General features: G+C 70.6%; 12 protein-coding genes. 9 read left to right on the top strand and 3 right to left on the bottom strand.

Annotation, left to right across the window (positions count from 1 at the left end):
- Nucleotides 1-57: 57 nt before the first annotated feature.
- Nucleotides 58-405: a DUF3618 domain-containing protein gene (locus tag ACWDEW_RS11125; protein WP_450511720.1), complete on the top strand. Its 348-nt coding sequence runs from the start codon at nt 58-60 to the stop codon at nt 403-405.
- 56 nt (nt 406-461) lie between these two features.
- Nucleotides 462-818: a GroES family chaperonin gene (locus ACWDEW_RS11120; RefSeq protein ID WP_026178110.1), complete on the top strand. Its 357-nt coding sequence runs from the start codon at nt 462-464 to the stop codon at nt 816-818.
- A 99-nt stretch (nt 819-917) separates the two neighbouring features.
- Here ACWDEW_RS11120 and ACWDEW_RS11115 read toward each other — a convergent pair whose 3' ends face one another.
- Nucleotides 918-3,353, bottom strand: a complete 2,436-nt coding sequence (locus ACWDEW_RS11115; RefSeq protein WP_450511717.1) for a transglycosylase domain-containing protein — start codon at nt 3,351-3,353, stop codon at nt 918-920.
- A gap of 243 nt (nt 3,354-3,596) precedes the next feature.
- Between ACWDEW_RS11115 and ACWDEW_RS11110 the strand changes: the two genes are divergently transcribed.
- The 4 genes from ACWDEW_RS11110 (at nt 3,597) to ACWDEW_RS11095 (ending at nt 7,168) form a co-directional block, all read left to right on the top strand.
- Complete coding sequence (locus ACWDEW_RS11110; protein WP_450511715.1) at nt 3,597-4,397, top strand: ABC transporter permease; 801 nt, start codon at nt 3,597-3,599, stop codon at nt 4,395-4,397.
- A 91-nt stretch (nt 4,398-4,488) separates the two neighbouring features.
- Nucleotides 4,489-5,253, top strand: a complete 765-nt coding sequence (locus ACWDEW_RS11105; RefSeq protein ID WP_450511929.1) for an ABC transporter permease — start codon at nt 4,489-4,491, stop codon at nt 5,251-5,253.
- Nucleotides 5,254-5,258: 5 nt separating this feature from the next.
- Entirely contained in the window at nt 5,259-6,257 is a 999-nt protein-coding gene (locus ACWDEW_RS11100) for an ABC transporter ATP-binding protein (RefSeq protein WP_450511713.1), read from the top strand.
- 53 nt (nt 6,258-6,310) lie between these two features.
- Entirely contained in the window at nt 6,311-7,168 is an 858-nt protein-coding gene (locus ACWDEW_RS11095) for a DUF1707 SHOCT-like domain-containing protein (protein ID WP_450511711.1), read from the top strand.
- 9 nt (nt 7,169-7,177) lie between these two features.
- On the opposite strand, the gene ACWDEW_RS11090 is transcribed toward ACWDEW_RS11095, so the two are convergent.
- Nucleotides 7,178-8,533 (bottom strand): SGNH/GDSL hydrolase family protein, encoded by a 1,356-nt coding sequence (locus ACWDEW_RS11090; RefSeq protein ID WP_450511710.1) that lies wholly within the window; start codon nt 8,531-8,533, stop codon nt 7,178-7,180.
- A 106-nt stretch (nt 8,534-8,639) separates the two neighbouring features.
- Here ACWDEW_RS11090 and ACWDEW_RS11085 point away from each other — a divergent pair, with 106 nt between their 5' ends.
- From ACWDEW_RS11085 to ACWDEW_RS11075, 3 genes are all read left to right on the top strand, one after another.
- The gene (locus ACWDEW_RS11085) at nt 8,640-9,989 is read left to right on the top strand and encodes a DUF445 domain-containing protein (RefSeq protein WP_450511708.1); all 1,350 of its coding nucleotides are present in this window, start codon (nt 8,640-8,642) and stop codon (nt 9,987-9,989) included.
- Between the two features lie 63 nt (nt 9,990-10,052).
- Nucleotides 10,053-11,573, top strand: coding sequence for an MFS transporter (locus ACWDEW_RS11080; RefSeq protein WP_450511706.1), 1,521 nt, complete (start codon nt 10,053-10,055; stop codon nt 11,571-11,573).
- Between the two features lie 66 nt (nt 11,574-11,639).
- Nucleotides 11,640-12,062 carry a hypothetical protein gene (locus ACWDEW_RS11075; RefSeq protein WP_450511704.1) on the top strand — a complete coding sequence of 141 codons (423 nt, stop codon included), beginning with the start codon at nt 11,640-11,642 and terminating at the stop codon, nt 12,060-12,062.
- 168 nt (nt 12,063-12,230) lie between these two features.
- Here ACWDEW_RS11075 and ACWDEW_RS11070 read toward each other — a convergent pair whose 3' ends face one another.
- Nucleotides 12,231-12,542: a hypothetical protein gene (locus tag ACWDEW_RS11070; RefSeq protein WP_450511702.1), complete on the bottom strand. Its 312-nt coding sequence runs from the start codon at nt 12,540-12,542 to the stop codon at nt 12,231-12,233.
- Between the last annotated feature and the right edge of the window lie 65 nt (nt 12,543-12,607).

Here is a 12,607-nt window from a genome sequence, read left to right as displayed (position 1 = left end):
GCGCGAGAGCTGACAGACTGTCCGGCACAAGTACCAGCAGACTTCGGAGGCCGTACGGTGACGGACACGTCGAACACGCCGGACACCAGAACCCCGGCGCAGATCGAGGCGGACATCAAGCGTCGCCGCGATGTCCTGGCCGACACGCTCGACGAGATCGGGGTGCGGGTGCACCCGAAGACCATCGTGGGCGACGCGAAGGCCAAGGTCGCGTCCAGCGTCGATCACACCCTTGGGAAGGCGTACGTCGGCGTCAACCGGGTCGTGAGCGAGGTCAAGGGGCAGTTCGTGGACGACGAGGGCGCGCCGCGGGTGGAGCGGATCGTGCCCGTCGCTCTCGTCGCCGTCGGGGTCGTGGGGCTGTTCGTCCTCGGGTCCCGGCGCGGCAAGGGTCGTAAGGGCTGATTTCGCAGGGCACCCGGCGGCGTACCGACGGGTCCGAGGCAGGTAGGTTCGTGGGCGTGAGCGCCAAGAGAGACGAGCAGAGCACCCAGCACGACAAGCTGCCCATCCGGATGCTGCACGACCGTGTGCTCGTGCGGCAGGACAAGAGCGAGGGCGAGCGGCGTTCGGGCGGCGGGATCCTGATTCCGGCGACGGCCGCGGTGGGGCGGCGGCTGGCCTGGGCCGATGTCGTCGCGGTGGGTCAGAACGTACGGACCGTCGAGCCCGGCGACCGGGTTCTGTACGACCCGGAGGACCGTGCCGAGGTCGAGGTGCGCGGGATCGCGTACGTCCTTATGCGGGAGCGCGACCTGCACGCGGTCGCCGCGGACCGGTTCGAGGGCTCCGAGGACTCGACGGGCCTGTATCTGTAAGCCTGTACGCGTAGGCCCGTATCTGCAGTACGAAGCTTCGAAGGGGCTGGTGACCGTGGTCGCCAGCCCCTTCGCCGTGCCCCGTTCAGCGGTCTGCGGTCATTCCTTCTTGCGTGCGGTGCTCTGCGGCCCCGCCGTCGTCGCTCCGGTCGTCGTGCCGCCGGTGGTGCCGTCGGTCGTGGTCCCCGTCGTGCCGCCGGTGGTCGTCGTGCCGTCCGTGGTCGTGCCCGTGGTGCCGCCGGTGGTGGTGGTACCGCCGTCCGTGGTGGTTCCCGTGGTGCCGCCGGTCGTCGTGGTGCCGCCGTCGGTGGTGGTCGTGCCGCCGGTGGTGCCGCCGTCGGTCGTTCCTCCGTCGGTGGTGCCGCCCTGGGTCTGGCCCTGGTCGCCCTGGCCGCCGGTGGTGGTCGTGCCGCCGTTGCCCTGGCCGTCGGTCGTGGACGGCCGGGAGGGCTGGATGCTCGGGGGCGCGACCGTCTCGGCGCCGTCCTGGAGCTGGAGGTCGAAGTCGTTCGCCGGGGTGCCCTTGAGGGCGGACTTGGTGAACTGGGCCCAGATCTCGGCGGGCGCCCCGCCGCCGTTGACGCGGGGGAGGCCCATCGCGCCGTAGAGCGGCTCGTGGGCGGCGGTGGTGGGGTTCTGGCCCATGACGGAGACGACGGTGGCGAGGTCGGGGGTGTAGCCCGCGAACCAGGCCGCCGTGTCCTTCTCGGCCGTGCCGGTCTTGCCGGCCGCCGGGCGGTCGGCGCCCTGGGCCGCGGTCGCCGTGCCGTTGTCGACGACGCTCTCCAGGACGTTGGTCGTGGTGTCGGCGGACTCGCGGGTCACGGCCTGGGTGGTCTTGCGGTCCGGCAGCTTGATCTGGTCCGTGCCGTCCTTGGTGATCTTCGAGATCATCGTGTACGTGTGCCGCCGGCCGTGGTCGGCGAGGGTGGCGTAGGCCTCCGCCATGTCGAGGACGCTCGCGGTGGAGGGGCCGAGCGCGATGGACGGGGTGGCGGTGAGGTCGGGGGTGTCGGCGGGGATGCCGAGGTCGATCGCGGTCTGCTTGACCTTGGCCGGGCCCACGTCGACGGCCATCTGCGCGTACACCGAGTTGACGGACTTGTCGGTGGCGGTGCGGACGGTGATGTCGCCGTAGGAGACGCCGTCCTCGTTCTCGGGGGCGTAGGAGCCGCCGCTCCAGCCTTCCACGGGGCGCTTGTCGGTGCCGTCGTAGTAGGTGTTGGGGGTGATGGTCTGGCCGTCCTGGGTCTGCGAGCCGTTCTGGATCGCGGAGGCGAGGACGAACGGCTTGAAGGTGGAGCCGACTTGGAAGTCGCCGCGGGTGGCGCCGTTCGTGTACTGCTTGACGTAGTCGATGCCGCCGTACATGGCGACGATGTTGCCGGTCTTTGGGTCGACCGAAGCGCCGCCCGCGCGCACGTAGTTGTCGACCTTGCGGCTCTTCTTGTCGAGTTTGGACATGACTTGGTCGTTGACGGCCTTCACGAAGGCGTCCTGCTTGCTCTTCTGGAGTGTGGTGGTGATGCGGTAGCCGCCGGCTTCGAGGGTGTCCGCGTCGATGATCTTGTTGGTGGCGAGGTAGTCCTTGATCGCGGTGACGATGTAACCCCGCTGCCCGGACATGCTCGTCGACGCCGTGGCCTCCTTCGGCATCGGGAACTTCATGCCGGTGCGCGCGGCCTCGGTGAGCCAGCCCTTCTTGACCATGCCGTCGAGGACGTAGTTCCAACGGGCCACCGCCGCGGCCTTGTTCTCGGGATGCGCCACGACGTCGTACTCGCTCGGCGCGTTCAGCAGCGCGGCGAGGTAGGCGCCGCGGCCGGCGTCGAGGTCGATGGCGTCCTTGCCGTAGTAGGCCTGGGCGGCGGCCTGGATGCCGTAGGCGTTGCGGCCGAAGTAGCTGGTGTTGAGGTAGCCCTCCAGGATCTGGGACTTGGACTCCTCGCGGTCCAGCTTGATCGAGATGAAGAACTCCTTCACCTTTCGGGTGACGGTCTGTTCCTGGCCCAGGTAGTAGTTCTTGACGTACTGCTGGGTGATCGTGGAGCCGGACTGGGTGCCCTTGCCGGTGGCGGTGTTCCAGGCGGCGCGGACCATCGCCTTGGGGTCGACGGCGGACTCGGAGAAGAAGTCCCGGTCCTCGGCGGCCAGTACGGCGTGCTGGGCGTTGGCGGAGACCTGGTCGAGGCCGACGTTCTCGCGGTTGACCTCGCCGTCGCGGGCGAGTTGGGTGCCGTCCGCGTAGAGGTACACGTTGGACTGCTTGGTGGCGAGCGCGTTGGCGGGCGGGATCTTGACCAGCGAGTAGCCGAGGTAGAACGCGCCGATCAGCAGTGCCACGAGCGTGACGACCCCGGCGAGCGTCATCCGCCAGGTCGGGATGATCCGCCGCCACCCGGTGCGCTTGGGCCGCTTCGGCTTCTTGGGCTTCTCGCCCCCGGATGCCCCGGGCGCCTCGGGTGCGGCAGCCGCTTCCGGCTCTCTCGGTGCCCAGCCCTGCTCGGGCTGTCGCGGCTGCGGCTGGTCGCTCATGTCGTGCACGGACTCCTGTTTCGCGTCGTACCGTCCCGTACGGCCCCGCATGTTCCCATACGGTCGCGTATGTTCCTGTACGGCCTTGTGCGCTTCTGCGCCCCCAGACGAAGACTCTCGCACCATGCGTTCCGTTCCCGACCATCGGCACGCACTTGCCCGGAAAATGCGTGGCGTGCGTCACCACCTGCGCACTAGGCTCCTGCGCTTCGGTGTCAAGAGGTCGCGGAGGGTGGGTTTCTGGTGGGTGCCGGTCGGTTGTACGCGGCCGTCGCGGCGGGGGGTTTCAGACGGTACGCGACGTATCGGGCGGCGACGCTCGCCGGGGTGTTCACCAACACGGTCTTCGGCGTGGTCCTCGTCTACACCTATCTGGCGCTGTGGGACGAGCGCCCGCATCTCGGGGGCTACGACCAGGCGCAGGCGGTGACCTATGTGTGGCTCGGGCAGTGTCTGTACGCGACGCTGGCGATCCAGGGCGGCGGGTTCGAGAAGGACCTGATGGAGCGCATCCGTACGGGTGACATCGCCGTCGACCTGTACCGGCCGGCCGATCTCCAACTGTGGTGGCTGGCAAGCGACTTCGGGCGGGCCATGTTCCAGATGCTGGGGCGCGGGGTGATCCCGTTCGCCGTCGGCGCGCTGTTCTTCCCGATGGCGCTGCCCACGGACGTCGGCTCCTGGGCGGCTCTGCTGGTGGCGCTGCTCCTGGCGGTGCTCGTCAGTTTCGGCATCCGCTATCTGGCGGCGCTGAGCACGTTCTGGCTGCTGGACGGCACCGGCGTCAACCAGGCCATGATGATCCTGGGGATCTTCTGCTCGGGCATGGTGCTTCCGCTGAACGCGTTTCCGGGCGCGCTCGGCGAGGTCGTACGGGCCCTGCCGTGGGCGGCGCAGATCCAGATGCCAGCGGACGTGCTGATGGGGAAGACCGATCCGCTGCACGCGTACGTCTTCCAGGCGGCCTGGGCGGTTGCGCTGCTCGCGGCGGGGCGGCTGCTGCAGTCGGTGGCTACGCGGAGGGTGGTGGTGCAGGGTGGCTGAGACGGTGACCGAGAATCTCCAACTGCGGGACAGTGCACGGGAGTTGCCGCGCTGGCGCGAGGGGCTGCGCGCCTACGGGCTGATCGCCGGGATGTGGATCAGGTCGAGCATGACCTACCGCGCCTCCTTCGTCATCACGGTCGTCGGCAACCTGCTGGTGACCGGTCTGGACTTCGCCACGATCCTGCTGATGTTCTCGCGGGTCGACTCGCTGGGCGGCTGGTCGCTGCCCGAAGTCGCCTTCCTGTACGGCCTGTCGGCGACCGCGTTCGGGATCTCCGACCTGGTCCTCGGCTCGATGGACGTGCTGGGCACCCGCATCCGCGACGGCTCCTTCGACACCCTCCTGGTGCGTCCCGCGCCGGTGCTGGCGCAGATCGGCGCGGACCACTTCGCGCTGCGCCGGCTGGGCCGGATCACCCAGGGCGGCCTGGTCCTCGGGTACGCGCTGTTCGCCGTCGACGTCGACTGGACCGTCGGGAAGCTGCTGTTGGTGCCGGTGATGCTGGTCTGCGGGGCGGTGATCTTCGGGGCGCTGTTCGTGGCGGGCGCGGCCTTCCAGATCGTGGCGCAGGACGCGGCCGAGGTGCAGAACGCGTTCACGTACGGCGGCAACACCCTGCTGTCGTATCCGCCGGTCGTGTTCGGCAAGGACTTCGTGCGGGGCGTGACCTTCATGCTGCCGCTCGCCTTCGTCAACTGGGTGCCCGCCTCCTATGTGCTGGGGCGGCCGTACCCGCTGGATCTGCCGCCGGGCGCGGAGTTCGCCTCGCCGCTGGTGGCGCTTCTCTGCTGCGCGCTGGCCGGGCTGGCCTGGCGGGCGGGGCTCAAGTCGTACCGAAGCACGGGAAGTTGAGGACAATGGACGGGTTCGCGGACGGCTCGGTGGACGAGCACTTCATTCAGCTCGACCGCGTCGAGAAGGTCTTCGACGTGCGCAAGAAGACCGGGTTCATGAAACGGGAACGGCGCCAGGTGCGGGCCGTCGACTCGATCTCCTTCGCCGTGGCGCGGGGCGAGATGGTCGGCTACATCGGGCCGAACGGCGCCGGGAAGTCGACCACCATCAAGATGCTGACCGGCATCCTCACCCCGTCCGGGGGCCGGCTGCGGGTGGCCGGCATCGACCCGTCCCGCGAGCGCACCCGCCTCGCGCACCGCATCGGCGTGGTGTTCGGGCAGCGTACGACCCTGTGGTGGGACCTCCCGCTGATCGACTCGTACAAGCTGATGCACCGCATGTACCGCATCCCGGACGCCCGTTACGCCGAGAACCTCGACCGCTGTGTCGAACTCCTCGAACTGGGCGCCCTGTTGGACGTCCCCGTACGGCAGCTCTCGCTCGGCCAGCGGATGCGCGGCGACATCGCGGCGGCGCTGCTGCACGACCCCGAGGTGCTCTACCTCGACGAGCCGACCATCGGCCTGGACGTCATCTCCAAGGCCAAGGTGCGGGAGTTCCTGCGGGAGTTGAACGCCGAGCGCGGCACCACGGTGCTGCTCACCACCCATGACCTCCAGGACATCGAGCAGTTGTGCTCGCGGGTGATGGTCATCGACCACGGCCGTCTGATGTACGACGGTCCGCTCGCCGGGCTGCACGAGGCGGGGGACAGCGAGCGGACCCTTGTGGTGGACCTGGAGCGGGAGTTGCCGCCGATCGAGGTGCCGGACGCGCGCACGGTGAAGGTGGAGGGGCCGCGGCAGTGGCTGACGTTCCCGGCCTCGGCGTCGGCGGCTCCGCTGGTGGCGCGGATCGCGGCGGAGTACCCGATGGTGGACCTGTCGGTGCGGGAGCCGGACATCGAGGCGGTCATCGCGAAGATGTACGCGGAGCAGGCGGAGAAAGCGGTCTCGTAGTCCGTCGCGGTCCCTCGTAGCCCTCCGTCGAACGGTCTCGTAGGCTGCCCTGTATGACCGACGACGCAGTCCCGGAGCTCCGCGCATCCGACGCCGACCGCGAGCGGGTCGCCGAGGTCCTGCGCGACGCCGTCGCCGAGGGCCGGCTCGACATGGAGGAGTTCGAGGAGCGTCTGGAGGCGACGTACAAGGCGCGGACGTACGGCGAACTGACGCCCATCACCGCCGACCTGCCGGCCCCCGGGGTCGCCCCGCCGCCGGTGAACATGGTCAAGGAGCTGGTGGAGAGCGGGAGTTGGGCCTCGCGGATCGTCGGCGGCGAGGGGTCCTCGACCGCTGCCGTGGCCATCATGTCCGGGTTCCAGCGCAAGGGACGCTGGACGGTCCCCAAGCGGTTCACCGCCTTCGCCTTCTGGGGCGGCGGCGAGATCGACCTGCGCGAGGCGAACTTCGCGGACCGCGAGGTCGAGATCAACTGCATCGCGATCATGGGCGGTGCGCAGGTCATCGTGCCGCCGGGCGTCGAGGTCGTCGTGCGCGGCATCGGCATCATGGGCGGCTTCGACCACAGCCAGGAGGGCGTGCCGGGCGACCCGGGCGCCCCGCGCGTGATCGTCACGGGCTTCGCCTTCTGGGGCGGGGTCGGCGTGGAACGCAAGCTCCCCCGGGCCGAGCGCCAGCGGCTCAAGGAGGAGCGGCGCCGGCAGAAACTGGAGGGCGGCTCGCCGAAGAAGGAGCTCTACGGCTCCCACCGCGACGCCCTGTCCGGTCTGCACGACGCCCACCGCGAGGCCATGGAGGAGCACCGCGAGGCGATGCGCCGCCGGCACGAGGAGCGGCGGGAACGGCACGAGGAGCGGCGCGAGCGGCACCGGGAGCGGCGGGAGCGCAGGCACCGCGACTGGGACTGATCGGCGGGCTCACAACCGGGCGGGGACCGCGCCCTTGAGGTCCGTCAGGTCGATGGTGGCGGCCATCCTGCGGTAGCCCCGGTCGCTGGGGTGGAGATGGTCGCCCGAGTCGTACTCGGGGGCGTACCTGCGCGGGGCGTACGGGTCGCGCAGCGCCTTGTCGAAGTCGACGACGGCGTCGTACACCGTGCCGCTCCTGATCTCCGCGTTGACCCGCTGCCGTACGGCGTCCCGGGCGGCCGTGTACCGGGGGTAGCCGCCGAAGGGTGTCAGGGTCGCGCCGACGACCTTGACGCCGTGGGCGTGGGCCTCGCGGACCAGGGTGCGAAGACCGGTCAGGATCCGGTCGGCGTCGGCGCCGTGCAGGGTGTCGTTGACGCCGAGGTCGAGGACGACGACCTTGACGTTCGGCCGGCCGAGCACATCGCGTGCGAAGCGGGTCAGGCCGCTCTGGTTCTCGGCGGGCCGGCCGGCGTGGTCGGCGAGTATCTGGTTGCCGCTGATGCCCGCGTTGACGACGCTGTAGCGCGGCACGCCCTGCTGCCCGGCCGCCACGGCCGCGCGCAGCCGCTGCGAAAAGGCGTCCGGCCAGCGGCGGTTGGCGCCCACGGTCGAGGTGGAGCCGTCGGTTATCGAGTCGCCGAACGCGACGACCGTGCCGTTCGCGTCATGGCTCAGCACGTCCAGCGCGGTCAAGTAGCGCCACACCGAGGTGCGTCGGGTGTACGGCGTGGCGCTCGGGTTCTCGACCCGGTCGCCGTCGGCCAGGTAGGAGATCTGCCGGGCGTACGGGTGGATGGTGACCGGGCCGGACTCGGCGGGGGCGTAGGTGGTGACCAACACGTCGGCGCCCTGGGGGACTTGGAGGCGGACGGCGTCGCTCAGCACCTGCTGTCCGGCCGGGACGGTGACGGAGCCGGCGCCGCCGAAGGTCAGCCGGCGCATGGTGCCGGGGGCGGCGGCGGAGCTGTTGTGGCCGGCGGCGAGGGCGATGGAGGCGTGGGTGAGGGTCAGCGGGGACTGGCCGTAGAGGTTGGAGAGGGTGACCCGGGCGCTCGTCCCGGCGGTGCTCGTGTGGACGACGTTGCGCACCGAGCGGCCCGCCATGCCGGCCGGCTCGGTGCCGGGCTCACCGCCCACCGGTGCGGCCGACCAGGCGCCGACCCAGGTGCCGGCGGAGGCGGGGTCGGCGGAGTTGTGCCGGGCGCGGCCTCCGGCGGGGGAGCCGCCGGCGCTGCCGTCGGAGGCGGAGACACCGACGTAGATGCCGACGGAAAGGACCACGACCAGGGTGATGATCGCGGAGAGCAGGGCACGATGCTTGGTGGGGGACACCCCCTCGTCCCCGGCGGGTCGTTCGGTCACGCGGTGCGGGTCTCCTCGGGTGAGTGGCAGGGCCCTGCCATTTTGCCCTTTCGGGTGACGTCGGGAACTCCTGTTCCCTCCCGGGAGTCGGTCAGGAAGGGACAATATGCACGGTACCGGCGAACGGGTGGAGCGGGTGGAGCGGGTGGAACGTACAGAAGCGGGCACCGAGAGTGACGGGTCCCGCCGCACGATGACCACGTTCAGCGCGGCCGACGAGGAGAAGCAGCGCGGCGTACGCCGGATGAAGCTGACTGCGCTGGCCCTGCTGCTCTTCGTGGCCGTCGTGTACGTGCTCGCCAAATGGGCGTCGAACTCGGGCGCGGGCCCCTGGGCGGGCTATGTCGCCGCGGCGGCCGAGGCCGGCATGGTCGGCGCGATGGCCGACTGGTTCGCGGTCACCGCGCTCTTCCGCCACCCGCTCGGCCTGCCCATCCCGCACACCGCGATCATCCCCACCAAGAAGGACCAACTGGGCGTCTCCCTGGGCGAGTTCGTCGGCGAGAACTTCCTCTCCGAGGAGGTCGTACGACAGCGGCTGCGCTCCGTCGGCATCGGCAGCAGACTCGGCGCCTGGCTGGCCGTACCGGACCACGCCGACCGGGTGACGGCGGAACTGTCGGCGGCCCTCCGGGGAGCCCTCACCGTGCTGCGGGACTCCGACGTCCAGGCGGTGGTCGGCGAGGCGATCACCCGCCGCGCGGACGCCCAGGAGATCGCTCCCGGCATCGGCAAGATGCTGGAGAAGATCGTCGCCGACGGCGGCCACAAGCGGGTCGTCGACCTGATTGTCGCCCGCGCCCACGACTGGCTCGTCCTGCACGACGAGCAGGTCATGGACGCCGTCGAGGGCGGCGCCCCCGGCTGGACCCCGAGATTCGTCGACAAGCGGATCGGCGAGCGCGTCTACAAGGAACTGCTCCGCTTCGTCACCGAGATGCGCGACATGCCCTCCCACCCGGCCCGCGGCGCCCTGGACCGCTTCCTCGGCGACTTCGCCGCCGACCTCCAGTCCGACACGGACACCCGCGCCCGCGTGGAGCGCCTCAAGGGCGAGGTCCTCGGCCGCGGCGAGGTCCAGGACCTGATCGCCAGCGCCTGGACGTCCGTACGCTCGATGATCGTGTCGGCCGCCGAGGACGAACGCAGTGAGCTACGGCTGCGGGTGCGGGCCTCCCTGCTGTCGCTCGGCGCCCGGATGGCGGTCGAACCGAAGCTCCAGGCAAAGGTCGACGGCTGGCTGGAGGGCGCGGCGGTGTACGTCGTCACCACCTACCGCAAGGAGATCACCTCCCTGATCACGGACACGGTGGCGAGCTGGGACGCGGAGCACACGACCCGCAAGATCGAGGCGAACATCGGCCGCGACCTGCAGTTCATCCGGATCAACGGCACGGTGGTGGGGTCGTTGGCGGGCTTGCTGATCTACACGGTGTCGCGGGTGGTGGGCGTGTAGGCGGGGTGTAGGGGGCGATTCCCGGGGGCACCCGGAGGGGGTTCGCTCGACGAGGAGGACCCCATGGCGAGTGCGAATGCGAGTGCCAGCGCGAGTGCCGACACCCCGGCCGGGACCGGCCGGACGATCACCTCGTCGATCCCCGCCCGCCTGGACCGCCTCCCCTGGTCACGCTGGCACTGGACGATCGTCGTCGGCCTCGGCACCGTCTGGATCCTCGACGGCCTGGAGGTCACGGTCGTCGGCAACATCGCCGGCCGCCTCTCCGAGCCGGACAGCGGCCTGCCGATCAGCTCCGGCCAGGTCACCGGCATCGCCGCGGCGCTGTATGTGGCGGGCGCCTGCGTCGGCGCCCTCTTCTGGGGCCACCTCACCGACCGCTACGGCCGCAAGAAACTCTTCATGATCACGCTCGCGGTGTATCTGGCGGCCACCGCGCTCACCGCCGTCTCCTTCTCCACCTGGTGGTTCTTCACGTTCCGCTTCCTCACCGGCTTCGGCATCGGCGGCGAGTACGCGGCGATCAACTCGGCGATCGACGAGCTGATCCCGTCGTACTGCCGGGGCCGCGTGGACCTGATCATCAACGGCAGCTTCTGGGTGGGCGCGGTGGGCGGCTCGCTGCTCTCGATCCTCGCGCTGAACACGAGCGTCTTCGCGCCGGACGTGGGCTGGCGGCTGACCTTCGCGCTGGGCGCCGTACTCGCCCTGGTGATCCTTCTCGTACGGCGGCATGTACCGGAGAGCCCGCGCTGGCTGCTGATCCACGGCCGGGACCGGGAGGCGGACGAGGTGGTGACGTCGATCGAGCGCCGGATCGAGGCCGAACAGGGCCACGAACTCCCGCCCGCCGAGGGCGAGATCACCATCCACCAGCGCAAGACGGTCTCCTTCGCCGAGATCGCCCGCACGATCTTCCGCGACTACCCCAGGCGCGCGACCCTCGGCTTCTCCCTCTTCATCGGCCAGGCGTTCCTCTACAACGCGATCACGTTCGGGTTCGGCGCGATCCTGACGAAGTTCTTCGACGTCCCCACGGGCAACACCGGTTACTACTTCGCGGTCATCGCGGTGGGCAACTTCATGGGCCCGCTGCTGCTCGGCAAGCTCTTCGACACGCTGGGCCGCCGGGTGATGATCTCCTCGACATACCTGCTCTCCGGCCTGCTGCTGTTCGGCACGGCGTGGCTGTTCGACCGGGGTTCGCTGAGCGCGGGGACGCTGACTGCCTGCTGGTGCGCGGTGCTGTTCTTCGCCTCGGCGGGCGCGTCCAGCGCGTATCTGACGGTGTCGGAGATCTTCCCGATGGAGACCCGCGCCATGTCGATCGCCTTCTTCTACGCCCTCGGCACGGCCGCCGGCGGCATCAGCGGCCCGCTGCTCTTCGCGGACCTCACGGGCACGGGCAAGGTCGCCGACACGGTGCTCGCGTTCCGGATCGGGGCCGGGCTGATGTGCGCGGCGGGGCTGGTGGCGGCGGTGCTGGCGGTCCGCGCGGAGCGGCGGTCGCTGGAGGACGTGGCCACGCCGCTGACGGCGGTGGGGTCGGGGCGTGCGGCGGAGGCTGCCGCGCGCCCGGCGTGAGAGGGCGGGCGGATCTGAGTACGCGTACTCTGTCGCGCCCCGGCCGGTGAAGGAACCCTCGTACGCATGACCGAGAAGCTGCTGAGCCCCCTGCGGACCCGCCCCTGGCCGGAACGCTGGCTGACCCGCACCCTCGGCGCCGCCCTCGCGTCGGCGGCGTACTTCGTGTGCGTCGCCTGGACGGGGGCGTCCGTCCCCGGCGTGCTGGTCCTCGCGGCGCTTTTGCTGCTCCTGGCGGGCTACCTCGGCCGCCGCGACGAGCCGGCCTGGCCCGTGCTGCTGGTGGCGGTGCCCCCGGCCGGCCTGATGTACGTCACCCACCCGCGGGGCTATGCCAACTGGCCCGACGAGACCGAATGGCCCCAGCAGTGGGCGTTCGCGACGCTCGTGATCGGTGCGGGGGTGCTGGTGGCATCGGCGGTGGGCCGACGTTTCCGCCCGTGCGAGGAGGACTCGGCGGAGGGCGTGCTGTCGGCCCACGGCTGCTGAACCGCCGTAGCGGACACGCTTCCCGGTGACAGCGCGGGTCTTCGAACGTGAGCGACGCGGCCCTTTCCGGCGGTCGCCGGAGGGGGGAGGGGACCCTCTCCGTGAAAGCGTGACGCTTCGGCGCGGAATGTCACGCTTTCGCCGGGCCCGCCGGTGTCGCCGAACGACTCAGGCGTGCCGGTCCGCCACCGCCCAGGACGCGAGCGCGACGGCGCCCGCGACGCCGAGGACGGCGGGCCAGGCGCCCACCTTCTTGGCCAGCGGGTGGGACCCGGCGAACGCGGCGACATAGGCGACCGTGAGTGCCCCGGCCGCCTTCCCGCCGGCCCGCTGCCGCCACTGCTGCGCGGCGGCAGCACCGGCAACTGCCAGTACGGCCCCGCCCAGTTGACGCTTCTTCGTCCAGCGGGCCACGCCGTACCCGCCCACGAGCCCGCCCGCGGCGACCACCGCGCCGGGAACGTTCGGGACCTTCGCCATGATGTGCCTCTCCGATAGCAGAAAACCCTATTCGCGCGACAAGCATAGCCTGTCAAATACTTAAG

It is taken from the genome of Streptomyces sp. NPDC001100 (assembly GCF_053598575.1).
The sequence above is the reverse complement of the archived record's forward strand: the minus strand, read 5'-3'. Positions and strand labels throughout refer to the sequence as shown.

Coding starts and splice junctions, on each gene's coding strand:
- ACWDEW_RS11080 (WP_450511706.1), top strand. CDS start 10,053: ATGGCGAGTGCGAATGCGAGTGCCAGCGCGAGTGCCGACACCCCGGCC.
- ACWDEW_RS11085 (WP_450511708.1), top strand. CDS start 8,640: ATGCACGGTACCGGCGAACGGGTGGAGCGGGTGGAGCGGGTGGAACGT.
- ACWDEW_RS11115 (WP_450511717.1), bottom strand. CDS start 3,353: ATGAGCGACCAGCCGCAGCCGCGACAGCCCGAGCAGGGCTGGGCACCG.
- ACWDEW_RS11075 (WP_450511704.1), top strand. CDS start 11,640: ATGACCGAGAAGCTGCTGAGCCCCCTGCGGACCCGCCCCTGGCCGGAA.
- ACWDEW_RS11105 (WP_450511929.1), top strand. CDS start 4,489: ATGTGGATCAGGTCGAGCATGACCTACCGCGCCTCCTTCGTCATCACG.
- ACWDEW_RS11095 (WP_450511711.1), top strand. CDS start 6,311: ATGACCGACGACGCAGTCCCGGAGCTCCGCGCATCCGACGCCGACCGC.
- ACWDEW_RS11070 (WP_450511702.1), bottom strand. CDS start 12,542: ATGGCGAAGGTCCCGAACGTTCCCGGCGCGGTGGTCGCCGCGGGCGGG.
- ACWDEW_RS11100 (WP_450511713.1), top strand. CDS start 5,259: ATGGACGGGTTCGCGGACGGCTCGGTGGACGAGCACTTCATTCAGCTC.